This window comes from Xanthomonas sp. BRIP62411 (genome assembly GCF_003993525.1).
Taxonomy (GTDB): domain Bacteria; phylum Pseudomonadota; class Gammaproteobacteria; order Xanthomonadales; family Xanthomonadaceae; genus Xanthomonas; species Xanthomonas euroxanthea.
Window position 1 is genome coordinate 219,577 of sequence record NZ_QEZI01000008.1, and the last position, 26,927, is coordinate 246,503.

The window sequence follows — 26,927 nt, forward strand, 5'->3', positions numbered from 1 at the left end:
TACGAACGCTCCCCTCGCCCGCCCTCGGTCGATCCACCCTGATGTGAGACAACGCTCGCTTGCGGTGACTGGACGGTGGCAGGCGCAAAACGATTCGCCAGCAAAACAACCGCTTGGTGCAAGCCAGATCTGGCATTAGCACGCCGCCACAGCCCGTTCCCGACGATTCGTAGCATCGGGCTTGTCCGCAATTGGATTGGGTGCGGCGCGTCTCACTCGTTGCCTCTGCGGCGATGCGACGCTGCGACGGGCTCAAGCAATGGCGTCGTCTATAGTGTTGCGACGTTCTGCACGCGCGCGCAGGGATAATGCGCTGTCTTCCCGATGGCGATGCTCATGTCCCAGCCCGTGCCCACCTTGCGCGCCTACGACACCATCAAGCCGCTGCTGTGGCTGGTGTCGCTGGCGATCTTCATGCAGATGCTGGATGCGACCATCGTCAATACGGCGTTGCCGTCGATGGCGCGCAGCCTGCACGAAAGCCCGCTGCAAATGCAGTCGGTGGTCTTCAGCTATGCGTTGGCGGTGGCGATGTTCATCCCCGCCTCGGGCTGGATTGCCGACCGCTTCGGCACGCGGCGCACCTTCCTGGCGGCGATCATCGTGTTTACGCTGGGCTCGCTGCTGTGCGCGGCCGCGCAACAGCTGCCGCAACTGGTGGCCGCGCGCGTGGTGCAGGGCATCGGTGGGGCGATGCTGCTGCCGGTGGGCCGGCTGGCAGTGCTCAAGACCGTGGCGCGCGCCGACTTCCTGCGCGCAATGAGCTTCATCGCGATCCCGGCGCTGATCGGACCGCTGATCGGCCCCACCTTGGGTGGCTACCTGGTCGAAGTCGCCTCCTGGCATTGGGTGTTCCTGATCAACCTGCCGATTGGCGTGATCGGTTTCGTCGCCGCGCTGAAGATCATGCCCGACCACTACGGCGATGCGCGCCAGCGCTTTGATCTGATCGGCTATCTGATGCTGGCGTTCGGCATGGTGGCACTGTCGTTGGCGTTGGACGGCATCTCCGAACTCGGCCTGCGCCACGCCTTCGTCATGCTGCTGGCAATCGGCGGGCTTGCTGCGCTGGCCGGTTACTGGCTGCATGCGGCCAGTACGCCGGCGGCATTGTTTCCGCTGGCCTTGTTCAAGGTGGCCAGCTATCGCATCGGCATCCTGGGCAACCTGTTCGCGCGGGTGGGCAGTGGCTCGATGCCGTTCCTGATTCCGCTGCTGCTGCAGGTCGGCCTGGGCATGAGCCCGATGAATGCCGGGCTGATGATGGTGCCGGTGGCGCTGGCCGGCATGGCTGCCAAGCGGGCCGCCGTGAAGCTGGTCGGCCGCTTCGGCTACCGCCGCGTGTTGATGCTCAATACCGTGCTGGTGGGCCTGGCGATGGCCAGTTTCGCCTTGGTCGATGTCGGCCAGCCGCTATGGCTGCGGCTGCTGCAGCTGGCCTGCTTTGGCGCGGTGAACTCGCTGCAGTTCACCGTCATGAATACCGTCACCCTGCGCGACCTGGATCGCGAGCAGGCCAGCCCCGGCAACAGCTTGTTGTCGATGGTGATGATGCTGGCCACCGGTTTCGGCGCGGCGGCAGCGGGCAGTCTGCTGGCCGCCTTCAACACGCATCTGGGCGACAGCCACGGCGCCACGGCGGCGCTGCATGCGACCTTTCTGTGCGTCGGTGGCATCACCTTGTCCTCGACGCTGATCTTCTGGCAACTGGCCGAGACGCGGCCGCATCCCAGGCAGGTGGAGGAAGTTGCCGAATAGCGATGGCTGGGCGACATCGCCTAGCGCGGCGCGGGTCAATGGCGTGTGCGATCCCGGCCGCGGTACATGGCGCTATATCTGATCACGCGGGCGTTCGCGCTGCAGCGCCTCGGCGATGGTGTCGGCCAGCATGTCGCCGGTCAGCGGCTTGCGCAGGAAACTGTCGAAGCCGGCGTCCTGCGCGGTGGGCTCGGCCTCTTCGTCCGAGCGTGCGGTCACCGCAATCAACGGCATGTCGTAACCGAACACGCGCAGCTGCCGCGCCAGCGCAAAGCCGTCCAGCCCGGGAAGATCCAGGTCCAGCAAGGCCAGGTCGAAGGGGTTGTCGGCCGCTTCGGTCAGCGCGGCCAGCCCGTGCGGTGCATGCACCACCGAGTGCCCCTGCGAACGCAGCAGGCCGACGATGACCTCGGCGATGGTGGGGTCGTCTTCGACCAGCAGAATGCGCTGCGGGGCGACCGCGCCTCCGGTGCGTGCCACCTCGCCGCCAAGCGTGGCGTTGGAAGCGACCCAGCGCAGCGGCAGATCGACCACGAAGCGCGTGCCGGCGCCCAACCGGCTGATCACCTCGATATGCCCGCCCATCGCCATCGCCAGTTCCTGGCAGATGGCCAGGCCCAGACCGCTGCCGCCGTAGCGCGAGGTGGTCTTGGCGCCGTCGCCTTGTTCGAAGCGCTGGAACAGGCGTGCTTTCTGATCGGCGTTGATGCCCGGCCCGGTATCGGCCACCTCGAAACGCAGCCCCTGGTACGACCCCAGCGTGGTCAGCTTGAGCCCCACCACCCCGCGCTCGGTGAACTTGATCGCATTGCTGAGCAGGTTGAGCAGGATCTGGCGGATGCGGGTGACATCGCCGCTGGCGGTGATGTCGCCAAGCAGCCCCACTTCCAGGCTGAAACGCAGGCCGCGTTCCTGCGCCAGCGGTGCCATCAAGCCCTCCACCTCGGCCACCAGCTGGCGTACCGAGAAGGGCTCCAGGTCCAGTTCCAGGCGCCCGGATTCGATCCGCGCCAGGTCCAGCGCATCGTTGACCAGGCGCAGCAGATGCGCGCCGGCGCGGCGGATCGATTCGGTATAGCTGCGCTGCTTGTTGTCCAGCGAGGTCTTGAGCAACAGCTCGCTCATGCCCAGCACACCGGTCATCGGCGTACGCACCTCATGGCCGAGCGTGGCCAGGAAACGCGTCTTGGCCAACGACGCCTGCTCGGCCAGTTCCTGCTTGTGCACCGCCAGTTGCCAGGCATTCAAGCGCCGCAGGCGGCGGCGATACAACAGCACCGCCGCGGCAACGATGCACAGGGCGAGCACGCCCAGCAGGACCAGCCCCCACGGCGCCAGCCACCACGGCGGCAATACCTGGAAGCGCAGCGTCTGGCTGGCCGACCAGATTCCATCGGCGGTGCGGCCCTGCACTTCCAGCGTGTAATGCCCTGCGGGCAGTCGCGAAAACAGCCGTTCGCCACTGGGGCCGACATCGATCCAGTCCGGGTCGTAGCCACTCAGCCGGAAGCGGTAACTGTTGGACTCCGAATCGGCCAGACTGAGCAGGCGCGCGACGATGTGCAGGTCGCGATCGTCGTCCTGCATCGTCAGCGGCTCTTGCCCGGTGATATCCAGGCCACGCTCCCCGCGCCGCAAGCCCACGCGTTCGATGATCAACGGCGGCCGGCGTGTGCTGGGGCGCATCGTGGCCGGATCGAACACCACGACACCGTCGGGCGATGCAGCCACGACCCGCCCGCTGCCGGCCTGCACCAGGGTGTTGATCTGCAGCTGCTGGTTGGGGAGCCCGTCGTGCACCCCATACACACGCACCAGTCGGCTGCCGGGATCGATCCGGATCAGGCCGCGCTGGCTGGACACCCAGGCCACGCCCCTGGCGTCGACCACCAGGCCATTGGGCGCCACCATCGGAAACTCCTGCTCTTTTCCGACCGTATCCAGGTGCTTGAGCCGCTTTCCGTCCCACAGATAGCGCCGGATCTCGCCAGCCAAGCCGGTCCAGACCACGCCGCCCTCTCCAAGCCGGAACAGGTACGTCGGCAGGGACGGCGTGCCGTCGACGGGGACGAAGCGGTCGGCAGCGGGGTCCCAGCGCCGTAGACCGGCGTTATTGCTCAGCCATATCTGACCATCGGGGCCAAGCCGTATGTCCAGGATGGTCAATGGCTCCAGTCCATGGCTGCCATGGACGATGGTCCGCAGCAGTTGCCCCTCCTGGTTGCGGATCTGCAGGCCGTATTCCAGCACCGTCACCCACAGCCGGCCCTGCGCGTCCTCCGCCATCCAGCCCGGTCGGTCCGCAGCACCGTCGGGATCGGGCTCGACATCCTCACGCAACTGCCAGCGTCTGGCCTGCCGGGTCTGCGGGTCATAGCGAATCAATGTTCCTTCGACAGCGATCCAGACCAAGCCGCGCCGGCTTTCGAGCATGGAGTCGGGCGGACGGGCGTCGATGTTGGCCAGGTGGGTCTGCAGTTGGCCGGTCACCGTATCGAGATATTCCAGCACGTGCCGTGAGCCGGCCAGCCAGACGCCGCCCGCAGCCGACGGCGCCGTCGCCAGCACGGACGGGTTGGTCAGCGACTGTGGATCGCCGCCGTGGGAGGCCACGACCGCAAAAGTGTCCCAATGCGGCGGCAGGTGCCACAGGCCGCCTTCGAGCGCTGCAAACCACAGCCCGCCCTCCCGATCCTCGTAGGCCGCAATCCAGTTCCGCCGGACCAGGCCATGCGCCGACAGGCTGTAGACCGGCACGCTGCTGATGTCGGTTCCTGCAGTAGACAGGCCCAGGCCGCCGTCGGTGTCCAGCCAATAGCGCCCGTTGCGATCATGCAGCAGCACACCCATGACCCGCCGCTTGCTCACCGCCTTCTGCCACGGCTGGGGCCGCGCCTGGCCATTGGCGTCCACACCAAACGCATCGCCGACGACATCCGATACCCACAAGGTGCCGCCGTTGCGTTCCATGTACAGCCGATTGACCGCCTGCGTGGTTCCAGGCAGCGGCACCCGCTGGAAGTGCGTGCCGTCCCAGCGAGCCAGCCCGCCATGGGTGCCGATCCACAAGGTTCCGTCAGGCGCGACCGCGAACCCGATCACGCTGTCGGACGGCAGGCTGGTCGGGTCGCCGGGCACGTTGGAAAATCGCTGCATGCTGCCGTCGGGACGCCGCCGATACAGCCCATGGGCAGCGGTGCCAAGCCAGACATCGCCGTTTGGCGTGTGGGCCAGCGCCCACACCGTGATCTCGCGCAGCTCCGGAAACTGCGGGCTCTCCAAGCGCCTGAACGCACGTGTCTTGGGCTCAAGAAAACCGGCACCGCCGTTCTCGAAACCCATCCACACCCGATTGTCGCGATCGACGCAGATGGTCCAGATCGCGTTGCTGGTCAGCCCTTCTTCCATCCGCCAGATGCGGTAGTTGCGCCCATCGAATCTGGCCAATCCGTCATCGCTGGCGATCCAGAGATAGCCCTGCTGGTCTTCGGCAAGCTCGCTGACGGTGTCCGAGGGCAGCCCGTCGGCAACCGTGATCTGGCTGGGGACCGGCGTCAGCAGCGCGCGCGAGCTCGCCCATGCAGGCTGCAGCGTGGCGCACAGACACAGCGACGCTGCCGCGATCAACCAATAGGAAAAACACAAAAAAAGGCGCACTGGACAGGTTTCACGACAAGTCGCCGCATAGTGCGGGCCACGCGCGGTGCGAGCAAGCCCGAGCGAGCTTGCCACGCCGCGCATCCGTTTTCACCCCGAGGCCGAACCGGCACCTGCACGGGGTCGATCTGGTTTACCGCTGCTGCATGCGCGCCAAGCAGCAACGGTGCGACGGGGCAAGCGACGAGAGCAGCACGTCCTCCATGCTCGGCCCTCCCCATCGCCGCCTGCGCGGCCGCGCGGACTCCCTGACGGGACCGCACCGTTCCGGCTCCACGGCAGGTGGCTTCGGAATGACCTCGGAGCGGCCGACGAAAGCGCTGCGCCGCCAGGCGGCCGCGGCAGTGCTCGGAACCCGCGTGTGCCACCTGTACGCTCCGGCGCTGGGCGCGCCGGCCGCATCCAGCTGCCGCGCGCTTGCCACGTTTCGTTAGCCGCCGTGAGTCGCCAGCCGGGCGGCGTGCGCATCGGCGGCATCTGCCAGCACACCCGCCAGTGCCTGTGCCAGCAACTCACCGGTGACCGGCTTGCGCAGGAAGCCATTGCAGCCGGCAGCCATCGCCTGCGGCTCTGCGTCGGCATCGGCGCGTGCGGTGACCGCGACGATCGGAAAGCGCACGCCGCGCGCGCGCAACTGCGTCACCAGTGCCGCACCGTCGATGCCTGGCAGGTCCAGGTCGCACAGGCCCGCGTCGAAGCTGCGCGTACTCAGCTCGGCCAAGGCCGCCAGACCATGCAGGACATGGGTGACCTGGTGGCCACGGGTCTGCAGCAGGCCAACGATCACCTGCGCCACGGTCGGGTCGTCTTCGATCAGCAGCAACTGCAATGGCGCCTGGGCCTGCGGCGAGGTTGCGCGGGCAGACGCAGGCACCGCGGGCAGCGCACTCACCCAGCGCAGCGGCAGCTCGACCACAAAGCACGCGCCTTGCCCCAGTTCACTGCTGACCGTCACCGCACCGCCCATCGCCGCCGCCAGTTCGCGGCAGATCGCCAGGCCCAGGCCGCTGCCGCCATGCCGGGCAAGCGTCACTGCGCCTTCGGCCTGCTCGAAGCGCTGGAACAGGCGCCCGCGCTGTTCTGCGCTCATGCCCGGGCCGGTATCGCACACCTCGATCCGGATGCCTCGCCCGGGGCGTTGCGGCGCCACCGCCACACGCAGGCTGACGCTGCCACGCTCGGTGAACTTGACCGCATTGAACAACAGGTTGAGCAGGATCTGCTGCACCCGGCTGGCATCGCCGTGCAATGCCGGCGGCAACGCGTCATCCAGCTCGCACGCAAAGGCCAACTGCTTCTGCTCGGCGCTCGGGCGCACCAGCTCGGCCACCTGCCTGATCAGCTGGCGCAGGTCGAAGTCGCGATAATCCAGCGGCAGCTTGCCGGCTTCGATCCGCGCCAGATCCAGCGCATCGTTGACCAGCCGCAGCAGATGCTTGCCTGCCGACTGGATCGCGCTGGCATAGCCCTGCTGACGTCCGTCCAATGGCGTCTGCAGCAGCAACTCGCTCATGCCCAGCACACCGGTCATCGGCGTGCGCACCTCATGCCCGAGGGTCGCCAGAAAGCGCGTCTTGGCCAACGAGGCCTGTTCGGCCAGCTCGCGTTTGTGCTGGGCCAGCTGCCATTGCGCGCGCATGCGCACACGGCGGCGATAGGCAGCCGCAAGCAATGCGCCCAGCAGCAGCACGAGCAGGAAAATGAGCGCGATGCCTGCGTCACTGCGCCACCATGGTGGATTGACCGAGAACCGCAGAGAGCGCATCTGTGAGCGATTGCCCAGCGGGTCCACCCCCTGCAGCGTGAGCTCGTAGTTACCGGCAGGCAAGCTGGCGAATTCTCGGATTCCCGCGTTGCCCGAGGTCTGCCATTCGGTGTCGAAGCCTTTCAAGAAACTGCGGTAACGATTGGACAACGGGTCGCTGTACGACAGCAGACGGCTGACGATCTGCAACTGCCGATCTCCAGGTCCCAGCTGAAACGGGCGATCCATTGGCAACGCGATGCGAGCACCGTTGCGTAGCACGCTGACATGTTCCAGCTGCAGTGCCGGAACAAACGGTGCGATATCGGGCATTGCGGTATCCAGCAGCACGGTAGAGCCATCGCTGGTCGCGCCGATCAGGGTATCGCCCGCCATCAGCAGACAATGCTGAATGAACTCCTGGCTGGTCAATCCATCGCGTGTCCCGATGTTGCGTAGGCGTGTCGGCGTCACCGAAGGGTCGATGCGCCATAGCCCGCGCAAGCTGGAAATCCAGACCCTGCCACGCGGGTCGATCCGCATTGCGGACGCGTCGAACCCGGTCAGGCCGTCGGCCTGGCCCACCTGAAGCACGCGCACCCAACGTGTTGCGGTTTTCTTCCATTGTTCTGCACCGACGGCCCGATACACCCACACCATCTCCGGCGATTGGCTGGCAAACGCCTGGATCTGTGTCCCTTCCAGCCCTGCAACCGGCACGAACTGGTGTGACGCCTCGTCCCAGGCAAACATGCCGCCTTCGCCTGCAACCCAGACACGTCCGTCCGGGCCTTGCTCCAGCTGCTGTACGGCGATATCGCGCAAGCCGTGCAAGTCCTGCTGCGTGATGCGCTGCAAGACACGCCCGCTACGCAAATCACGCTGCTGCAGCATGTCGATGAAGGCCATCCACACCGTATCGCCATCCTCGATGATCCAGTCAGGCGCCGATAGCGCCGACGCCGGTTCAGGGCCATCGGACGGCCAGTGGATGAATTCACCGGTACGCAGGTCCATGCGGGAAAGGCCAAAGCTCAGATTGCCCAGCCAGACACGTTGCAGGCGATCCTCCAGCGCCGACACCAACTCCATGTCCTTGAGTTGCGACGACTGCAAGCCTGTCTGAAACGTGTCGCCAGTGCTTGGATCGACGCGCAACAAGCGACCTTCCGCATCGACCTGCCACAAGCCACCAGAACGTGTGGCCGGGGCCAGGTTGCAATAGATGGCATCACCCGTCGGCACCGCCGGTTTGAGCACGGCTGTGCGCTTCCAGTCTGCCGGCAAATACCCAAGGCCGGTGCCATGCATCGGAACCCATAGCCCGCCATCAGCGGCTCCAAGCAGGCCAATGACATTACGGCGTGACAATGCCCCCTCTCCGCTGAAGGCAGGGACCGGTGGACGCTCGCCGCGGGTCCGCCACAGACCGCGTCCACTTCCCAACCAGAATTCGCCGTCCGGGGCAGCCACTGCACCCCAGAACTCGTTGCCGGTGCCGAACATCGTCCCCCAGGGCAGCGGCGGCCATTGATCGTCCGGGCCCATGACGTGCAACCCCGACTCGCTCCCCAGCCACAGACGGTCCCCCGCCCATTGCAGACCGAAGATGGCAGACTGACGGTTCGGTTCGTCCGGGACATAGACGCGGTGCAGACGTTTTCCGTCGTAGTACGCCAGGCCACTGCTCGTCCCGATCCACAGCCGCTGCCGGTTGTCCGCCGCAAGATTCATGACCATGGCCTGGTCAAGGTCGCCATCGACCGCACCCAGATCCACCGACGACATCGCCCCAGAGGTATCGATGCGAATCAGTGCGCCGGTCGTGGTTCCGGCCCAGATATCGCCGTCGAACGCGGTGATGCTGTAGATCTCGCCGTCCTTCATCAACGGATAGTCGACCGTGCGGTAGTGCCGGAAATGGCCTCGCCCGGCATCCATGACGCTCAGCGTCTTGCCGCAGCCGATCCATATCCTGTCAAGCGCGTCGATGTGCAGCGCCTGGATCGCGTTGCAGGGCAACGATGCCGGGTCGGAAGGATCATGTCGCCAGGTCCTGAATCCTGCGCCGTCGTACCGCACCAGACCATCCAGGGTGCCAAGCCATAGATAACCGGCGCGATCCTGGTGGATCGCAACCACCATGGTCGATGGGAGTCCGTCGCTGGGACCCACGATCCGGAAACGCGGAATCTCCGGAATCTTCGCCACACAGGGCATTGCGCCCAGCAGCAAGACCAGCAAAACAACAAGCGCACGCATGTGGGCATCCTTTCCACGTCCAGCCCGCATGCTCGCAACGGATCGTTGCGAGCGCAAGCCAAGCGCGCTGCAGCGGGATATGTCTAGAATCCGCCCATGACAACCCTCGCCCGCCTGTTGCTGCTTCCCGCCCTGGCCGTGACCAGCCTTGCCGCAACCGCCGCGCCGGTGCGTTACGCGCTGGATCCGGTGCACACGCGGGTGCTGTTCGCGGTCGAACACGCCGGCTTTTCCAAGGCACTGGGCACCGTTTCCGGAAGCAGCGGCACGCTGGTGTTCGACCCGGACGACTGGGCTGCGGCGCGCCTGGACGTCACCGTGCCCCTGCACCGCGCCGACCTGGGCGATGCCAAGTGGAACGAGGCCACGCTGGCCCGCAACCTACTCGACGCCGAGCGGTTTCCCGACGCGCATTTCGTCTCCACGCAGGTGGAAGCCAGCGGGCAGAACCACGCCAGGGTCACCGGCAATCTGACCCTGCACGGGGTCACCCGCCCGGTCACCCTGGATGTCACCCTCAATGCGCTCAAGCGCCATCCGCTGCCGCCGTTCCGGCGCACCGCCGGGTTCTCGGCCACGGCCACGCTGAGCCGTGCGGAGTTCGGCATCGACGCGTGGAAATCGATGATCGGCGATACAGTGGAACTGCGCATCGAAGCCGAAGCCGTGCGCGAAGGCCGCGCCGACGACGACGCGCCGCAACCGCAGCCACAGCCACAAAACGCACCCGCCGCCGACACTGCCACCAGCCCGGAATCCTGAGCATGACCCTGAAGAACGTCGAACGTTGGGGCGGTGTCAGCCAGACCCTGCACTGGCTGATCGCACTGCTGATCCTGGTGCTGGGCATCGTCGGCCTGACCATGGGCGAATTGCCCAAGACGCCGAAATACTTCTGGGTCTACACCGCGCACAAATCGGTGGGCCTGACCGTGCTGGCACTGGTGGTCGTCCGGCTGGGCTGGCGCCTCTATGCGGGCGCGCCGCCGCCGGTGGCCGGCACCCCGCGCTGGCAGGAACGCATCGCCGGGCTGACCCACTGGCTGCTGTACGCGATGATCTTCGCAATGCCGCTGTCGGGCTGGTTGTACGACTCCACCAGCGGCCTGCGCCCGTTCCGCTGGTTTGGCCTGTTTGCCGTCCCCAAGCTCAGCCCGCCGGACGAACAATTGCGCGCGATTGCGCACTTCATCCACGAATGGGGCTTCTGGTTGCTGATTGCCGTGGTGCTGGCGCATGCCGGCGCCGCGCTCTACCACCACCTGTTCCAGCGTGACGCCACCCTGGTGCGGATGCTGCCGCGCGGTTGGCTCTCTTCCAAACCTTAAAGGATTCCCCAATGTCGTCCAAGTTGTTCGCCTCTCCCCTACTGGTCGCCGCCTCCCTGGTGGCCACGTTCGCCGCCGCCCCGGTCCTCGCTGCCGACTACGTGCAGGCGCCCGGCTCGTCGCTGGTGTTCGCCAGCAAGTACGACGGCGAAGTCTTCACCGGCAAGTTCCCCGGTTTCGACACCACGCTGCATTTCGACCCGGCCAACCTGGCCGGCGCCAAGCTCGATGTGCGCATCCCGCTGGCCAGCGCCGTCAGCGGCAACAACGACCGTGATTCGACCCTGCAGGGCCCGGATTTCTTCAACGTCGCCAAGTTCGCCACCGCACGCTACCGCGCCGACAAGTTCCGCGCACTCGGCGGCAACCAGTACGCTGCCGACGGCACCCTGGAGCTGCGCGGCGTCAGCAAGCCGGTCACGCTGACCTTCACCTGGACCCCGGGCGCGCAGCCGGTGCTGGCCGGCAAGGCGACGGTCAAGCGCCTGGACTTCGGCGTGGGCGGCGGCGACTGGGCCGATACCAAGACCATCCCTAACGAAACCGCGATCAGCACCAAGGTCGTGTTCAAGGCGAAGTAACGCCATCGGCCGCAACCGGACGCGGCCATTGAACGGCGGACTACCTCGTCGGGTCCGCCGTTTTTTTATGCCTGGGAACAGGATGACACCGCGCGACAGCTAGGCATCCACCCCGGGTACGGCTGAACGGGCTGCCGACAAAATGAGTTTGTTGGCCCCATCTTGTTGGGTGCAGTCAAAAGCCAAGGTCAAACGCTGAAGCCGGCCAGTTCAGCCGCGGCCGCCTGGTCGCGGAACAGCATCGACAGCTCGAAGTTCAGGCGAAATCGGTCGATGGCGCGGCGCCCTCACCGCTCGCGGGACACGCCGTGAACCCGTCCCTGGGCTCGGTGGCGGCATCCGTGCCGCCACACGGTCCCGCAACCGGCGAAGACACCGCACCAGAACTTTGCCGATTGCTCTGTTGAAAACCATACACACCGACCAGCTCGACTGGCCCTTGTCCGCCCGCCGTCGCGGGCTCTTACGCGGCATGGATGCCGCGTAAGAGCCTACATGGACGTCCTTGCGGCGTGTCCCGCGATGGTGGGCGGGCAAGGGTCCGGCAGCCAAGCAGCAGATCGGACGCCTTGCAGCGAAGGCCCAGATCATCCGCTCCGCACCAGACCGGCGCGACGTCGTTTTCAGCCGCTCAGAATCCACATCTGGCGCGTGCCGAGTGCGCGCAAGCCGCATCATCGCGTGCCGGCATCCAACCACTCGCGCAACCGCCGGCTGTCGAACGGCCAGTCCAGCTCGCGCCCATCCGCATCGCACAGCACCGGCACACGCTCCCCATAAGCGGCCTCAAGCGCCGCATCGCCGTCGATGAAGACGCTGCTGAACTCGCCAGCGCGTGCCTGCGCCAGCACTTCCACGGCCTGGTCGCACAGGTGGCAGTCGTCGCGCTGGTAAAGGATCAAGGCCATCGGGAGGTCTCATGCTGCGCTGCAGCCGTGCCGCAATCGCCGACCGACTAGAATAGCCGCCTTTACGCTCACCTCTCCGGCAAGCATGGCTGTCAGCACGTTCGACCTGTTCAAGATCGGCATCGGTCCGAGTTCCTCCCACACCGTGGGGCCGATGCGCGCGGCCGAGCGCTTCGTGCATCGCTGGCTGCTCGACGCCGGCCGCCTGCCCGATGTGGTGCGCATCCGCGCCGAAGTCTTCGGCTCGCTGGCCTTGACCGGCCGCGGCCATGGCACCGACAAGGCCGTGCTGCTTGGCCTGGAGGGCCACCGCCCCAACCTGATCGATCCGGACATCATCCCCGCAACGCTGGAGCGCATCCGCGCCAGCAAGCGCATCAGCCTGATGGGCCAGCACGCCATCGCCTTCGACGAAAAGCGCGACCTGCCGATGAACAAGCGGCAGAAGCTGCCGTACCACACCAACGGCATGCGCTTCACCGCCTACGACGCCGATGAGGCGGTGATCGCCACGCGCGATTACTACTCGGTCGGTGGCGGTTTTGTGGTCAACCAGGACGATGCCGCCGACGACCGCATCGTGGCCGACGAAACGCCGTTGCCCTACCCCTTCCTCAGTGGCGACGAACTGCTCGCGCAATGCGCGCGCAGTGGCCTGAGCATCGCCGCGCTGATGTTCGAAAACGAAAAGAGCTGGCGCAGCGAGGACGAGATTCGCGCCGGCCTGCGCGAGCTGTGGGCGGCAATGCAGTCCTGCGTGGAGCGCGGCATCCGCCAGGAAGGCACACTGCCCGGCGGCCTGAACGTCTCGCGGCGCGCGCCGGCCTTGTATCGCGAGCTCTCCTCCAAACCGGAAGCGGCGATGCGCGATCCGCTGACCACGCTGGACTGGGTCAACCTGTACGCCCTGGCCGTCAACGAAGAAAACGCGGCTGGTGGCCGTGTGGTCACCGCGCCCACCAACGGCGCGGCCGGCATCATACCGGCGGTGCTGCATTACTTCGACCGTTTCTGCCCCGGCGCGTCCGAGCAGCGCATCTTCGACTTCCTGCTCACCGCTGCGGCCATCGGCATTCTCTACAAGGAGAACGCCTCCATTTCCGGCGCCGAGGTCGGCTGCCAGGGCGAAGTGGGCGTGGCCTGCTCGATGGCGGCCGGTGGCCTTGTCGCCGCGCTGGGCGGTAATCCCGGGCAGATCGAGAATGCCGCGGAGATTGGCATGGAACACAACCTGGGCCTGACCTGCGACCCGATCGGCGGCCTGGTGCAGATCCCGTGCATCGAACGCAACGCGATGGGCGCGGTCAAGGCGATCAACGCCAGCCGCATGGCCATGCGCGGCGACGGCAAGCACAAGGTGTCGCTGGACAAGGTCATCAAGACCATGCGCGACACCGGCCGCGACATGCAGGACAAGTACAAGGAAACCAGCCGCGGCGGGCTGGCGGTGAACGTCATCGAATGCTGAGCCGGGCGCGGCCCTGGGCCGCGCCATGCCTGTCCACCCGGCGCAGCGACGCTGTACGTCCCCACGACATTTCCCCGTGTACCGTCTGACGCTGGATTCCGACGGAGATCGCGATGCGACAGCTTGCCTGCACTCTCGCCCTTGCCCTTGCCTGCGGCCCCCTGATGGCGCAGGAAACCCGCTATGGCCCACGCCTGGAGGGCTTCGACTACCCCTACCCGGTCAAGACCTTCGCGTTCACCTCGCAACAGCAGCCGCTGGAAATGGCGTACCTGGATGTCGCGCCCACCGGCAAGCCCAACGGGCGTACCGCCGTACTGCTGCACGGCAAGAACTTCTGCGCCGCCACCTGGGAGCAGAGCATTGCCGCACTGAGCAAGGCCGGCTATCGCGTCATCGCGCCGGACCAGGTCGGCTTCTGCAAATCCAGCAAACCGGTCGCCTATCAGTTTTCCTTCGCGCAGCTGGCCGACAACACGCAGGCACTGCTGAAGAAGCTGGGCATCGAACGTGCCGTGGTGGTCGGTCATTCAATGGGCGGCATGCTCGCCATCCGCTATGCACTGATGTATCCGCAGGCCACCGAGCACCTGGCATTGGTCGACCCGATCGGACTGGAAGACTGGAAGGCCGAAGGCATTCCGTGGCGCAGCGTCGATGCGTGGTACGACAACGAACTGAAGATCAGTTTCGAACGCATCAAGAAGTATCAGATGGAGGTCTATTACGCCGGCCAATGGAAGCCCGAGTTCGAACGCTGGGCGCGCATGCAGGCCGGCATGTCGCTGGGCAACGGCAGGCAGGCGGTCGCCTGGAACCAGGCGCTGACCTACGACATGGTATTCAACCAACCGGTGGTCTACGAACTGCCCAGGCTCGCCGTGCCCACCACCTTGTTCATCGGCCTCAAGGACCGCACCGCGATCGGCAAGGACACCGCGCCGCCCGAGGTCAAGGCACGGGTCGGCGATTACACCAAGCTGGGCAAGCGGGCAGCGCAGGCGATCCCGAACGCGACGCTGGTCGAGTTCGCCGACCTCGGCCACTCGCCGCAGGTGCAGGACCCGACACGTTTCAATGCCGCGTTGTTGAAGGCGATTGCGCAGTAAGCAGTGCCGACGGCAAAGCGATCGGCATGACCAACGCATCTGTGGAAGCTGCAGCCCGCGAACGGGCGAGCTGCAGCTGCGATGCGTTTGCAACGTATAGAACGGACAGCGGACCAGCCGTGCAGCCGATGATGCCACCGACTGCATGTGCACCGGCAGCTGCCCTCAGGCGGAGGCAGCGCCTGTCCGCGTTCTTCCCCTATTAGCCGGCCACAATCCGCAACACGTCATCCAGCAACGCGGCCGCAGTCACCTCCGCGCCCGCGCCCGGCCCCTGGATCAGCAGGGGCTGCTGGCGATAGCGATCACTGCTGATGGCGACACGGTTATCGGTACCGGCGCCACCGGCGAGCGGGTGATCCAGCGCCAGCTCGCGCAAGCCGACGCTGGCGCCATGCGCATCCACGCGGCCCACAAAGCGCAGGCAGCGTCCTGCAGCGCGCGCCTGCTGCCAGCGCGCGCCGACGACCTCATCCAGCGCACCCAGCTGCGCATCCAATGCGTCAAGCGGCAGCCGCGCAATGCGCGCGGGCACCAGCGATTCCACATGCACCTGGTCGGCTTCCAGCTGCCAGCCCGCCGCGCGTGCCAGGATCAGCAACTTGCGCCGCACGTCCTCACCCGACAGGTCGATGCGCGGATCCGGCTCGGTATAGCCGGCCGCCATCGCCTCACGCACGCAATCGGAAAACGCACCATTGCCGTCGTAGCGATGGAACAGCCAGGCCAGCGACCCGGACAACACGCCTTCGATCGAATGGATATGGTCGCCGCCCGCCACCAGCGCGCGCACGCTGCTCAACACCGGCAGCCCCGCCCCGACGGTGGCGCTGTCGCCGTAGTGCGCACCACTGGCGTGACGTGCCGCGTGCAAGGCCTGCGCGCGCGACAACGCGGTGCCCTGGCCCAGCTTGTTGGCAGTGACCACGTGCACGCCACGCAGCAGCCATTCCACGTGCCAATCGGCAACGACATCGCTGGCGGTCGCGTCCACCAGCAGATCGCCGGCACGCAAGGCGGTGGTTTCTGCCCAGGGTTGCAGCACGGCCTGGCCACGCGGCGCGGCGTTTGCCTGTTGCAAGGCCTGCGCGGCGCTGGTGCCGCAATCGTGGGCAATCCGCGAATTGGCCAGCCAGTCGAAGCGCGGCAACTGCAGCTGGCGCTCCTGCAGCGCGGTGTAGCGCGCTACGAACGCGCGCCCCACCGTCCCGGTGCCCAGCAGGGCCAGCCGTGGCGTCGGCGTCACCGCTGCCGCCGAAGCGCGGCGCGAAACAGGCAGCACGGTGCTCACGCGTCGACCTGTTTGCGGCTTGCGGTGGTCAGCGTTGCTTCGGCACGCGCCAGGCCGGCGCGCAGGTCGATCAACAGATCCTCGGCCGATTCGATCCCGATCGACAGCCGCAGCAGGCCATCGGAAATCCCGGCGGCAGCGCGTGCTTCGGCGGTCATCGCCGCATGCGTCATCGAGGCCGGATGCGCGATCAGGCTTTCCACACCGCCCAGCGACTCGGCCAGGGTGAAGTAGCGCAGGCCATCGACGAACGCGCGCACCGCAGCTTCGCCACCATCGAGCTCGAAACTCATCATCGCGCCGAAGCCCTTCTGCTGGCGCGCGGCCAGCGCATGACCCGGATGCGCAGCCAGGCCGGGGAAATACACCTGATTGACCACCGCATGGCCGTCCAGCAGCTCGGCGATCGCGTCGGCGTTTTCCTGGTGCACGCGCAGGCGCGCGTCCAGCGTGCGCAGGCCGCGCAAGGTGAGGAAGGCATCGAACGGCGACCCGGTCAGGCCCAGCGCATTGGCCCACCACACCAGCTGCTGGTGCAGCTCGGCATCGCGCGCGACCACCGCACCGCCCACCACATCGCTGTGGCCGTTGATGTACTTGGTGGTGGAGTGCAGCACCAGGTCCGCGCCGAACTCCAGCGGCTTCTGCAGTGCCGGCGACAGGAAGGTGTTGTCCACCACGGTCAGCGCGCCCACCTTCTTTGCCGCCTCGATGACGAAGCGCAGATCGGTGATGCGCAACAACGGGTTGGACGGGGTTTCGATCAGCACCAGCCTGGGCGACTGCGCCAGCGCGTCGGCCAGCGAACGCGGGTCGGTCAGGTCGGCGGTGACCAACGCGAAGTGGCCCTTCTTGGCCAGCGCATTGAACAGCCGCCAGCTGCCGCCGTAGGCATCGTGCGGCACCACCAGGGTGTCGCCCGGCTGCAGCAACGCATTGAGCACCAGGTTGATCGCGCCCATGCCGGTGGAGGTGATCACCCCGCCGGCGCCACCTTCCAGCTCGGCCAGCGCTTCGCCGAGCAGGTCACGGGTCGGGTTGCCGCTGCGGGTATAGTCGTACTGGCGCTTGTTGCCGAACCCGTCGAAGGAGAAATTCGACGACAGCACGATCGGCGGCGTCACCGCACCATAGGCAGTGTCGCGGTCGATGCCGGCGCGGACGGCGGCGGTGGCAGCGGTACAGGGGGCGTCGGCGGGGTCACGAAAGCTCATGCGGTTTCTCCGGTGGGGCGAAGGGCAGTGGCGAGGATCGCGTCGATGCGATCGATTTCTTTCAGGAAGGCGTCGTGGCCGTACGGCGAGCGCAATACGCGCAGGCTGCCGCGCGGCCCCAGCCCTTCGACCAGGCTGACCAGGTCGGCCAGCGGCACCAGGCGGTCGCCCTCCACCGCAACGACGACGGTGGGCACGCGTACCTGTGCCGGGTCGATGCGGTGCAGGTCGATGGACTCGGACAGCCGCAGGTAGGCGGTCACCGGTGTACGCGCGACATACTGCGCGCCGGCGGCATCCAGGTAGTCTTCGGCGGCCACGCGCACGCGGCCGTTGATCACTTCCGGCGGCGCGTCGAAGCGCTCGCTGAATTCTTCCGGGGTGCGGTAGCTGAGCATGGCGAACTGCCGTGCCAGTGCCAGCCCATGATTTTCGGCGCATTGCAGCTGGCCCAGCGCCACCGCACGGCGCTGCAGTGCGCGCCAGGCGGCGGCATACGGATGCGCGCGATGCGCACCACTGACCGCAATCAGGGTGCCGACGCGGGCGGCATGGCGGCTGGCGAACTGCAGGCCGACCAGCGCGCCATACGAGTAGCCGACGAAGCCGTGCAACCGCGCGATACCCAGCGCATCCAGCAAGGCGGCGATCGCATCGGCCTGGTCGGCGGTATCGATCGGCGCATCCAGCGTGCCGTCGGCGCCGAGAAAATCGAACGACAACAGGCGCCGCGAGGCCGGATCCAGCGCGCGGCCGGCACCGACCAAGCCATCCACCCAGCCCTTCTCAGGGAACAGGCCGCTGGCGGCCAGATGGCGATGCGCGGAAATCCCGCCGGCCACGAACACCACAGGTGCATTGGCGGCGCCGACCAGTTCATAGCGCAGCCGCAGCTCGCGCATGCCGGCATGGCGCATCGGCAGGGCAATGACCAGTTCGCCGCGCACGGCAAGCACGCCGTCATCAGTGGCAGCGGGTATATCGATGTAATCGGGTGTGGACGGCGATGCTGTATTCACGAGGCTCATGGCGATATCCGGGGTGGATCGGCCATCGAGCTTCGCGGGAGCTCGCGTTCGACGTGCGCAAGGCACGATTCGAACCATCTTTCGGCGGACGCGGTGGTCCCCGCAGGATTTGGCACCAAACGCGGGCGCTTGCGCGCTCCGCTGGCTGCCCCGGCATCAAAGGGCCTGTCCCTCCGCCGGTCTCGATGGTGGAGCCAAGATGCCACCGCTTTTTTGCGATGTCAATCTCTTCATGCGGATGGAAAGATATATTTTCATCCGATACCACTCCGGCCTGTGATGGACCGCATACTTGAGGCCCCTTGAGTTGAGCCGATCACGTGCCCCACCACGTGTCTCGCAGCACCCCGACCGCCCTCGCCCGGTCTTTCATCATTGCGGCCCTGGCGTGTATCGCGCCGACCAACGCGCAGCTGCGCTGGCATTGGCCCGGTGCCGCGAACACGCCTGCGAGCTCGCCAGCGGTCGCAGCTGCGCAGACTGCGGCTGCATCGGCAGACATCGGCCCGTCACTGCAACTGGAGTGGCAGGCTCCGGCTTACCTGGCCTGGGTCAGCAACCCGCTGGCCGGACCCGCACAGGTGCAGCTGAGCGCACCGCCCAGCGAGGACTATCGCGCCGTGCCGGCATTGCCGCTGACGGTGCAACTGGCGGCACACGAGCGCCGGCTGCTCGCCCGGCTGTATCCGGCCAGCAACCAGCGCAGCCTGGCCGGCCTGGGACTCACGCTCGATCTGGTGCCCGGCGATCCGCAGGCCCGCCCGCAGCAGCAGGTGCGCTACCGGCTCCCATTCCGCGATGCGCCGATACGCGTGGACCAGGGCTTCGGCGGGGCCTTCAGCCATGCCGATGCGCCCAACTGGTATGCGGTGGACTTTGCATTGCCGCAGGGCACGCCGGTGCTGGCAGCGCGCGAGGGCGTGGTGATGGAGGTGCGGCAGGATGTCATCGAAGGCGGCCCGCAGGACCAGGCCGCCGCCGGCGGCAACCTGGTGCGGGTGCTGCATGCCGACGGCAGCATGGCCATCTATGCCCATCTGGCGCCCGATGGCGTGGCGGTGCGCCCGGGCCAGGTGGTGCGCACCGGCGAGCGCCTGGGCGCCTCTGGCAATACCGGCTACAGCACCGCCCCGCACCTGCATTTCGCGCTCCAGCGCAATGCGGACCTGCGCCTGATCGCGTTGCCGTTCCGGATGCTGGGCCCCCAGGGCGAATTGCAGTTCCCCTCGCCGGCACCGTGAGTGACGGCCGCCCGGCGAGCGCCGGGCTACCGACCGGCAAGGCCCAGGCCAGGGCCACAGAGGCCCGCCGCGGCGAAGCCGCTATAATCACCGGCTTCCTCAGTTTCCGCAGGCGTCCGACCGGGCGCGCTCAGCCCATGTCCGACGTCTCCAACGAAGCCGCGCGCCGCCGCACCTTCGCCATCATTTCCCACCCCGATGCGGGCAAGACCACGCTGACCGAAAAGCTGCTGCTGTTCGGGGGTGCGATCCAGATGGCCGGCTCGGTCAAGGGCCGCAAGGCCGCCCGTCACGCCACCTCGGACTGGATGGCGCTGGAAAAGGAGCGCGGTATCTCGGTCACCTCCTCGGTGATGCAGTTCCCGTACGAGGGCAAGATCGTCAATCTGCTCGACACCCCCGGCCACGCCGACTTCGGCGAGGACACCTACCGGGTGCTGACCGCCGTGGACTCGGCGCTGATGGTCATCGACGTCGCCAAGGGCGTGGAAGAACGCACCATCAAGCTGATGGAAGTCTGCCGCCTGCGCGACACCCCCATCATGACCTTCATCAACAAGCTCGATCGCGAGGGCAAGAACCCGATCGACCTGCTGGATGAAGTCGAAACCGTGCTCGGCATCCAGTGCGCCCCGGTCACCTGGCCGATCGGCATGGGCCAGCGCCTGAAGGGCGTGGTGCACCTGATCACAGGCGAGGTGCACCTGTACGAACAGGGCCGCAACTTCACCCGCCAGGATTCGACCATCTTCCCGTCGCTGGATGCCCCGGGCCTGGCCGAAAAGATCGGCGCACAGATGCTGGCCGAACTGCGCGACGAACTGGAACTGGTGCAAGGCGCCAGCAATCCGTTCGACCTGCAGGCGTACCGCGCCGGCCAGCAGACGCCGGTGTTCTTCGGCTCGGGCGTCAACAACTTCGGCGTGCAACCACTGCTGGATTTCTTCGTCGAGCACGCGCCGCCACCGCAGGCGCGCGACACCACCGGCCGCCGGGTCGAGGCGACCGAGGCCAAGCTCAGCGGCTTCGTCTTCAAGATCCAGGCCAACATGGACCCGCAGCATCGCGACCGCGTGGCCTTCATGCGCGTGTGCTCGGGCAAGTTCACCGCCGGCATGAAGGCATTGCACGTGCGCAGCGGCAAGGACGTCAAGCTGGCCAACGCGCTGACCTTCATGGCCTCCGACCGCGAGATCGCCGCCGAAGCCTGGCCGGGCGATGTCATCGGCATCCACAACCACGGCACCATCTCCATCGGCGACACGTTTACCGAAGGCGAATCGCTGTCGTTCACCGGCATTCCCAACTTCGCACCGGAACTGTTCCGGCGTGCACGCCTGCGCGACCCGCTCAAGCTCAAGCAGTTGCAGAAGGGCCTGGCGCAGCTGTCCGAAGAAGGCGCCACGCAGTTCTTCCGCCCGTTGATGAGCAACGACCTGATCCTGGGCGCAGTGGGTGTGCTGCAGTTCGACGTGGTGGCCTACCGGCTCAAGGACGAATACGGCGTGGATGCGATCTTCGAACCGGTGAGCGTCACCACCGCGCGCTGGGTGCATTGCGACAACGCCAAGAAGCTGGAAGAGTTCCGCGAGAAAAATGCCGGCAATCTGGGGATCGACGCCGCCGGCCAGCTGGTCTATCTCGCCCCGACGCGGGTGAACCTGCAGCTGGCGCAGGAACGCGCGCCGGACGTACGTTTCTCTGCCACGCGCGAGCATGCGCATGCCAGGGCGATCGATTGACCGCGGCTTGAACCAAGGCGCGCAACCGCACCTGCCGGCGATGCGAATTGCTCGCAATTGCGGTACCTTTTTGGCATGAACGCAGACGCCTCCCCCTCGACCGACCTGCGCGACGAGATAGCCAGCGCCGTGACCCACGGCCTGGGTGCCATTGCTGCATTGGCTGGCGGCTCGGTGCTGATCACGCTGGCCGCCATCTATGGCGATGGCTGGCAACTGGCCACCTCCATCGTCTTCAGCGCCACCCTGGTACTGCTGTACGTCGCCTCCACGCTGTTTCATGCCATTCCGCATCCGGGCGCCAAGGCGCGCCTGCAGGTGCTCGATCACTGCGCGATCTATCTGTTGATCGCCGGGACCTATACCCCGTTCACGCTGATCAATCTGCGTGACTCCTGGGGCTGGGGACTGTTTACCGCAATCTGGACGATTGCCGCCGCCGGGGTGATCTTCAAACTGTTCTTCACCGGTCGTTTCCGCCTGTTGTCGACGGTGCTGTATCTGGCGATGGGCTGGCTGATCGTCGTGGCGATCCAGCCCTTACTGCGCTCTGTCGATACCTGGTCTCTGTGCTGGCTGCTGGCCGGCGGACTCTTCTATACGCTGGGCACGTATTTCTACCAGCGCGACACCCAGCGCTATTTCCATGCAATCTGGCACCTGTTCGTGCTGGCCGGCAGCGCTTGCCACTTCGTTGCGGTGATTGCGCAGGTCATGTGAGGCACGATCTGCGGCGCGTTCGCGCGCCGTGCACGAGCCATCGCCAACCATGGCCCGCGTGAACAACGTGACCGACACCTCAGCTGCATCTCCTTCCCCCACGCCACGTCGTCGACGCTGGCTGGCCGGGTTCGCCATCGTCGCCGCCATCGTGGTGGTCTTCGTGCTGCTGTTCCAATGGAACTGGCTGCGTGGCCCGGTCGAGCGCCTGGTCAGTGCCAAGACCGGTCGCGAATTCCACCTCGGCTATCTGGATGTAAAGCTGGGCCGCACGACCACGGTGCGCGGCAATCGGCTGAGCCTGGCCAATGCAGCATGGTCAAAGCGCGGGCCGATGGCCGAGCTCAACTCGGCCGAGATCGATGTCGAGTTGTGGCCGCTGCTACGCGGCAAGCTGCGTCTGCCGGAAATCCGTCTGGATCACCCGACCGTCCTGCTGGAAGCCGGCGACGACACCCATCCCAGCAACTGGGTCTTCGATCAGGACGATGGCGATGGCACCATGCCGCGCCTTGGCCGCCTGCTGGTGAACAGCGGGCGCCTGCAATACATCGATGCAGCCAATCGCTCGGATGTGGATGTGGCAATCAACAGCCTCGCCCCGCCGAGCAGCGACCAGCGTGCGGCGCCCATCGGCATCGATGGCAAGGGCCGCTGGAAGGGCTATCCCTTCACGCTCAAGGGCAACACCGCCTCGCCGCTGGAGCTGAGTCAGAGCGAGCATCCGTTCCGTATCGATCTGCGCGGCAGCGCCGGCGCCACCCGCACGCACGTGCGCGGCACCTTGACCAACCCGTTCCAGTTCCAGGTCTTCGATCTGCAAATGGCACTCAGCGGTCAGGACATGCAGGATCTGTATCCGCTGACCGGCGTAGCCATGCCGTCGACGCCGCCGTACAAGCTCGATGGTCATCTGCGCCGCAACGGCCAGCTCTGGCGCTACGAAAAGTTCACCGGCACCGCCGGCGATAGCGATCTGTCAGGTACCGCGGAAGTGGACCTGCGCAACAAGCGTCCGTTCCTGCGTGCGGATCTGGCGTCCAAACGCCTGGATTTCGACGACCTGGCAGGCTTTGTCGGCGCACCGCCGAAGACCGGCGCGAACGAGTCGGCAAACGCCGAACAGAAAAAGCAGGCCGCACAACTCGCAGCCAGCGCCCGCGTGCTGCCCAGCACGCCTTATGACCTGTCCAAGCTGCGTGCGATGGATGCGCAGGTGCGCTGGCGCGCGCAGCGCATCAATGCGCCATCATGGCCGCTGGACGACATGGACGCCTCACTGACCTTGAAGGACGGTCTGCTGCAGCTGGACCCGCTCAACTTCGGCGTTGCCGGCGGCGACATCCGCTCCACCATCCGCATGGATGCGCGCAACGAGGTGATCACCACGCAGCTCAAGGCTGGCCTTCGCGGCATCCGGCTGGATCAGCTGTTCCCCGACACGACACTTGCCAAGCAAGCCTCGGGTGCCATCGGCGGCGAGTTCGATCTGCGTGGCCGCGGCAACTCGATCGGCGCGATGCTCAGTACCGCCGACGGCACGATCGGCGTCGGCATGGGCCGTGGGCATGTCGGCAACCTGATCATGGAACTGGCCGGGCTGGATATCGCCGAGTCGCTGAAATATCTGGTCACCAAGGACCGTCAGATTCCGGTGCGCTGCATCTTCGGCGACTTCGGGGTGCAGGACGGCCTGATGCAATCGCGTGCGCTGGCCTTCGACAGCACCGACACCATCATCGTTGGCGAAGGCAGCATCAGCTTGAAGGACGAGACGCTGGACCTGCTGCTGCGCCCGCGCCCGAAAGACCGCAGCATCCTGAGTCTGCGCTCGCCGTTGCGGATCGGCGGCAGCTTCAAGGACCCGACATTCCGTCCCGACTTCAAGGCGTTGGGCCTGCGTGGCGCACTTGCAGTCGGCCTGGGCATGATCGCCCCGCCCGCCGCCTTGCTCGCGACCTTCGAACCGGGTCCGGGCAAGGACAGCGACTGCGGTGGCAAGTTCGCGAAGTAAGCTCGCGGCAAGACCCTGAGCGACCAGCAAACCAGCCAGACGCTGTAGCGATGGTGGCAACGTGTTGAGCGTATGCATTGTCTTTGACGAGTGCACTTCTCAACAGACACACGCAGCGATGGCGAACAGCGGCATCGGTTCTTGCAGTCAAGATGCCCAGTCGAACGCTCGGTGAGTCGTGCGCGGCACCTTACCGCTCGCAGGACACGCCGTGAATTCGTCCCTGGAAGCTCGGTGGCGGCATCCCTTCCGCTACTCGGTCCTGCAATCGGCGAAGACACCGCACCAAAAAGTCGGTCGATGGCCACGTGAAAAAGCTTCTGGTAGCACGAAGGGGATCGGACGTTGAGCCGCATCGCTATCGAACAAACGCATCGTGCATTGCTTGGACCATGCACACCGAATATCCCGACAGGTCCTTGCCCGCTCACCGTCGCGGGACCTTACGCGGCATGGATGCCGCGTAAGAGCCTACAAGGACGTACTTGCGGCGTGTCCCGCGATGGTGGGCGGGCAAGGACCCTGCAGCAGGCTTCACATCAAGCGCCCTGACACTCATCTCTCTGCCCGCCACACTCATCAAGCCAGCCCGGGCAGAAGCGCCGTTCAAGGCAAGACGCAGGGAACCCAGCCGGCACGGCTCTAGCTGGCGATGTAACGCTGCAATTGATCGATATCGTGCTGCTGGCGCTCGATCACCGCCTTGACCAGATCGCCGATGGAAATCACGCCCTGCACGCGCCCGTTGTCCAGCACCGGCAGATGCCGGAAGCGTCCGTCGGTCATCAACTGCATGCAGCGCTCCACCGTGTCCGACGGCGACACCGTCACCACCTGGGTGCTCATGATCTCGGCAACACTGGTGGTCGATGAAGCGCGGTCGCGCAGCACCACCTTGCGCGCGTAATCGCGCTCGGACACGATGCCGACCAGCCGTGGTCCGTCCATCACCAATACCGCGCCGATGCCTTTCTCGGCCATCATCCGGATCGCCTCGATCACTGCAGCGTCTGCCGCCACGGCGAATACCTCAACCTGCTTGGTCCCCAATAGCTGTCGTACGGTCTGCATGGCCCGCTCCGCGCTTGGTCTGGTGGTCGCAGACTACTCCCACCACGCCGCGGTGGGTATCGACCAGGTACAGCGGACGCTGCTTGGCCTCGTCATACAACCGGCCCAGGTATTCGCCGATCAGGCCCAGGGCAATCAGCTGGATGCCGCCAAGGAACAGGATCACCGACATCATGGTCGGCCAGCCGGCCACCGGGTCGCCCATCAGCGCCGCCTTGATCACCACCCAGCCACCGAACAGGAATGCCACCAGCGCGGTAAGCAAGCCCAGATAGGTCGCCGCGCGCAGTGGCACGGTGGAAAAACTGGTGATGCCATCCAGCGCGAAGTTCCACAGCCGCCACACCGTGAACTTGCTGCGCCCCGACAGCCGCGGCGCACGCCGATACGGCAGCGCCACCTGGCGAAACCCGACCCAGCCAAACAGCCCCTTCATGAAACGGTGGCGCTCGCGCAGCTGTTGCAAGGCCTCCACCACCCGCGGCGACAGCAGCCTGAAATCCCCGGTATCGGCGGGAATCGGCGTGCGCGACAACTGCCGGATCACCCGATAGAACGCATGCGCCGCGCTGCGCTTCAACCAGCTCTCGCCCTCGCGAAAAATCCGCGTGCCGAAGATGTTGTCGTAACCGGCGCGCCACAGCGCGACGAATTCGGGAATCAGCTCCGGCGGGTCCTGTCCATCGGCATCGAGCAGCACCACCGCACCGGGCAACACATGGTCCAGGCCGGCAGAAATGGCCACTTCCTTGCCGAAATTACGCGACAGCCGCACCGCGCTCACCTGCGGGTCGGCATCGGCAAGCGCCTGCAACACGCTCCAGGTGCCGTCGCTGCTGCCATCATCGACATACAGCACATGCGTCTGCACGCCATGCAAGCCGGCCAGCACCGCGCACAGGCGCGGATGCAGCTGCGGAATGCTGGTCTCTTCGTTATAGGCCGCAATCACCACCGTCAGGCGGTCTGCTGCCAACGGCAGCTGGGCGGGGCCGGATGTCTGCATGCTCATGGTGCCTGCAGATACGCGGGGCCGCCCAGCTGGCGTGCCTGCCGCTGGATCCATGCCGCCCGCCGTTGCACATAGGCGCCGGGACGACGTGCGTCATAGCGGCGTGGCGAAGGCAGTACCGCTGCCAGACGCGCCGATTCGCCCGGCGACAGCCCCGCCGCATCCTTGCCCCAGAACTGCCGGGCAGCGGCCTGCGCGCCGTACACCCCGTCGCCGAACTCGGCCACGTTGAGATACATCTCCAGAATGCGCTGCTTCGGCCACAGCAACTCGATCAGCACCGTGTACCAGGCCTCCAGGCCCTTGCGCAGCCAGCTGCGGCCCTGCCACAGGAACACGTTCTTGGCGACCTGCTGGCTGATCGTGCTGGCCCCGCGCACGCGTCCGCCGCGCGCATTGTGGTCGCGCGCCTTTTCGATCGCCTGCAGGTCGAAGCCGTGATGCAGCGGAAACTGCTGATCCTCCGCAGCCACCACCGAAATCGGCAGGCTGGCGGCGATCCTGTCGTAGTCGCGCCATTGCTGGTGCAGCGAAAAACGCCAGTCGCCCTCGCCCCAGGCTTCCAGATAGCGCCCCACCATCATGCTGCTGACCGGCGGATCGATCACCCGCAGCACCAGCACCTGCAGCACGCTCGCGGCAGCGAACAGCAGCGGGGCCGCCAACAGCCAACGCAGCCAGCGCCCCGCGCGCCGCGCTGGCGCCACCTGCTTGCCATCCAATGCATCCGTCCCCATTGTTCGCTACGACCTTTCATTCCGATGCTCGTTGCATTATCC

Annotated in this window: 19 protein-coding genes, 1 other RNA gene and 1 riboswitch; of the genes, 11 read left to right on the forward strand and 9 right to left on the reverse strand. The window is 66.3% G+C overall.

Going from position 1 to position 26,927, the window contains the following annotated elements; all coding sequences use genetic code 11:
- Window positions 1-336: 336 nt before the first annotated feature.
- Window positions 337-1,758 carry a multidrug transporter subunit MdtD gene (mdtD, locus tag EO139_RS05360; RefSeq protein WP_119128011.1) on the forward strand — a complete coding sequence of 474 codons (1,422 nt, stop codon included), beginning with the start codon at window positions 337-339 and terminating at the stop codon, window positions 1,756-1,758.
- A 72-nt stretch (window positions 1,759-1,830) separates the two neighbouring features.
- Here the strand turns inward: mdtD and EO139_RS05365 are convergent, their stop codons facing one another.
- The gene (locus EO139_RS05365) at window positions 1,831-5,415 is read right to left on the reverse strand and encodes an ATP-binding protein (RefSeq protein ID WP_104648185.1); all 3,585 of its coding nucleotides are present in this window, start codon (window positions 5,413-5,415) and stop codon (window positions 1,831-1,833) included.
- 359 nt (window positions 5,416-5,774) lie between these two features.
- On the opposite strand from EO139_RS05365, the gene EO139_RS05370 reads away from it, so the two are divergent.
- Window positions 5,775-5,851, forward strand: a non-coding RNA gene (locus EO139_RS05370) — sX9 sRNA.
- Here EO139_RS05370 and EO139_RS05375 read toward each other — a convergent pair.
- Window positions 5,846-9,421 (reverse strand): hybrid sensor histidine kinase/response regulator, encoded by a 3,576-nt coding sequence (locus tag EO139_RS05375; protein ID WP_126969612.1) that lies wholly within the window; start codon window positions 9,419-9,421, stop codon window positions 5,846-5,848. The genes EO139_RS05370 and EO139_RS05375 overlap by 6 nt on opposite strands.
- A gap of 96 nt (window positions 9,422-9,517) precedes the next feature.
- Between EO139_RS05375 and EO139_RS05380 the strand changes: the two genes are divergently transcribed.
- The 3 genes from EO139_RS05380 to EO139_RS05390 are packed head-to-tail and all read left to right on the forward strand — an operon-like array spanning window position 9,518 to window position 11,330.
- Window positions 9,518-10,183 (forward strand): YceI family protein, encoded by a 666-nt coding sequence (locus tag EO139_RS05380; protein WP_119131161.1) that lies wholly within the window; start codon window positions 9,518-9,520, stop codon window positions 10,181-10,183.
- 2 nt (window positions 10,184-10,185) lie between these two features.
- Window positions 10,186-10,749: a cytochrome b gene (locus tag EO139_RS05385; protein WP_126945008.1), complete on the forward strand. Its 564-nt coding sequence runs from the start codon at window positions 10,186-10,188 to the stop codon at window positions 10,747-10,749.
- Window positions 10,750-10,760: 11 nt separating this feature from the next.
- Window positions 10,761-11,330 carry a YceI family protein gene (locus EO139_RS05390; RefSeq protein WP_126945005.1) on the forward strand — a complete coding sequence of 190 codons (570 nt, stop codon included), beginning with the start codon at window positions 10,761-10,763 and terminating at the stop codon, window positions 11,328-11,330.
- Window positions 11,331-12,004: 674 nt separating this feature from the next.
- Here EO139_RS05390 and EO139_RS05395 read toward each other — a convergent pair.
- Window positions 12,005-12,238: a glutaredoxin family protein gene (locus EO139_RS05395; protein ID WP_126945002.1), complete on the reverse strand. Its 234-nt coding sequence runs from the start codon at window positions 12,236-12,238 to the stop codon at window positions 12,005-12,007.
- Between the two features lie 85 nt (window positions 12,239-12,323).
- On the opposite strand from EO139_RS05395, the gene EO139_RS05400 reads away from it, so the two are divergent.
- Together EO139_RS05400 and EO139_RS05405 are read left to right on the forward strand one after the other, a co-directional pair.
- The gene (locus tag EO139_RS05400) at window positions 12,324-13,706 is read left to right on the forward strand and encodes an L-serine ammonia-lyase (RefSeq protein WP_119127750.1); all 1,383 of its coding nucleotides are present in this window, start codon (window positions 12,324-12,326) and stop codon (window positions 13,704-13,706) included.
- A 113-nt stretch (window positions 13,707-13,819) separates the two neighbouring features.
- Window positions 13,820-14,815, forward strand: coding sequence for an alpha/beta hydrolase (locus EO139_RS05405; RefSeq protein ID WP_126969614.1), 996 nt, complete (start codon window positions 13,820-13,822; stop codon window positions 14,813-14,815).
- Window positions 14,816-15,017: 202 nt separating this feature from the next.
- Here EO139_RS05405 and EO139_RS05410 read toward each other — a convergent pair whose 3' ends face one another.
- From EO139_RS05410 to EO139_RS05420, 3 genes are read right to left on the reverse strand one after another with little or no spacing between them, the layout of a single operon-like run.
- A complete protein-coding gene (locus EO139_RS05410; RefSeq protein ID WP_164739158.1) occupies window positions 15,018-16,106 on the reverse strand; it encodes a homoserine dehydrogenase in 1,089 nt (362 codons plus the stop codon).
- A complete protein-coding gene (locus EO139_RS05415; protein ID WP_104583004.1) occupies window positions 16,103-17,320 on the reverse strand; it encodes an O-succinylhomoserine (thiol)-lyase in 1,218 nt (405 codons plus the stop codon). The genes EO139_RS05410 and EO139_RS05415 overlap by 4 nt, the downstream gene beginning before the upstream one ends.
- Window positions 17,317-18,348, reverse strand: a complete 1,032-nt coding sequence (locus EO139_RS05420; RefSeq protein WP_126969616.1) for a homoserine O-succinyltransferase — start codon at window positions 18,346-18,348, stop codon at window positions 17,317-17,319. Before EO139_RS05420 ends, EO139_RS05415 begins: the two co-directional genes overlap by 4 nt.
- Window positions 18,349-18,419: 71 nt before the next feature.
- Window positions 18,420-18,540: riboswitch (SAM riboswitch) on the reverse strand.
- A 128-nt stretch (window positions 18,541-18,668) separates the two neighbouring features.
- Here EO139_RS05420 and EO139_RS05425 point away from each other — a divergent pair.
- From EO139_RS05425 to EO139_RS05440, 4 genes are all read left to right on the forward strand, one after another.
- A complete protein-coding gene (locus EO139_RS05425) occupies window positions 18,669-19,589 on the forward strand; it encodes a M23 family metallopeptidase (RefSeq protein ID WP_119127744.1) in 921 nt (306 codons plus the stop codon).
- A 137-nt stretch (window positions 19,590-19,726) separates the two neighbouring features.
- The gene (locus EO139_RS05430) at window positions 19,727-21,331 is read left to right on the forward strand and encodes a peptide chain release factor 3 (protein WP_126969618.1); all 1,605 of its coding nucleotides are present in this window, start codon (window positions 19,727-19,729) and stop codon (window positions 21,329-21,331) included.
- Between the two features lie 75 nt (window positions 21,332-21,406).
- Window positions 21,407-22,051 carry a hemolysin III family protein gene (locus EO139_RS05435; protein ID WP_126969620.1) on the forward strand — a complete coding sequence of 215 codons (645 nt, stop codon included), beginning with the start codon at window positions 21,407-21,409 and terminating at the stop codon, window positions 22,049-22,051.
- 58 nt (window positions 22,052-22,109) lie between these two features.
- Window positions 22,110-24,065, forward strand: a complete 1,956-nt coding sequence (locus EO139_RS05440) for an AsmA family protein (RefSeq protein WP_126969622.1) — start codon at window positions 22,110-22,112, stop codon at window positions 24,063-24,065.
- A 642-nt stretch (window positions 24,066-24,707) separates the two neighbouring features.
- Here the strand turns inward: EO139_RS05440 and EO139_RS05445 are convergent.
- Genes EO139_RS05445 through mtgA form a run of 3 tightly spaced genes read right to left on the reverse strand, consistent with a single transcriptional unit; the run spans window position 24,708 to window position 26,885 of the window.
- Window positions 24,708-25,136, reverse strand: coding sequence for a CBS domain-containing protein (locus tag EO139_RS05445; protein WP_104648196.1), 429 nt, complete (start codon window positions 25,134-25,136; stop codon window positions 24,708-24,710).
- Window positions 25,096-26,142 (reverse strand): glycosyltransferase family 2 protein, encoded by a 1,047-nt coding sequence (locus tag EO139_RS05450; protein WP_104582998.1) that lies wholly within the window; start codon window positions 26,140-26,142, stop codon window positions 25,096-25,098. The genes EO139_RS05445 and EO139_RS05450 overlap by 41 nt, the downstream gene beginning before the upstream one ends.
- A gap of 2 nt (window positions 26,143-26,144) precedes the next feature.
- On the reverse strand, window positions 26,145-26,885 hold the full coding sequence (gene mtgA / locus EO139_RS05455) for a monofunctional biosynthetic peptidoglycan transglycosylase (RefSeq protein ID WP_104582997.1): 741 nt from the start codon (window positions 26,883-26,885) through the stop codon (window positions 26,145-26,147).
- Window positions 26,886-26,927: the final 42 nt, after the last annotated feature.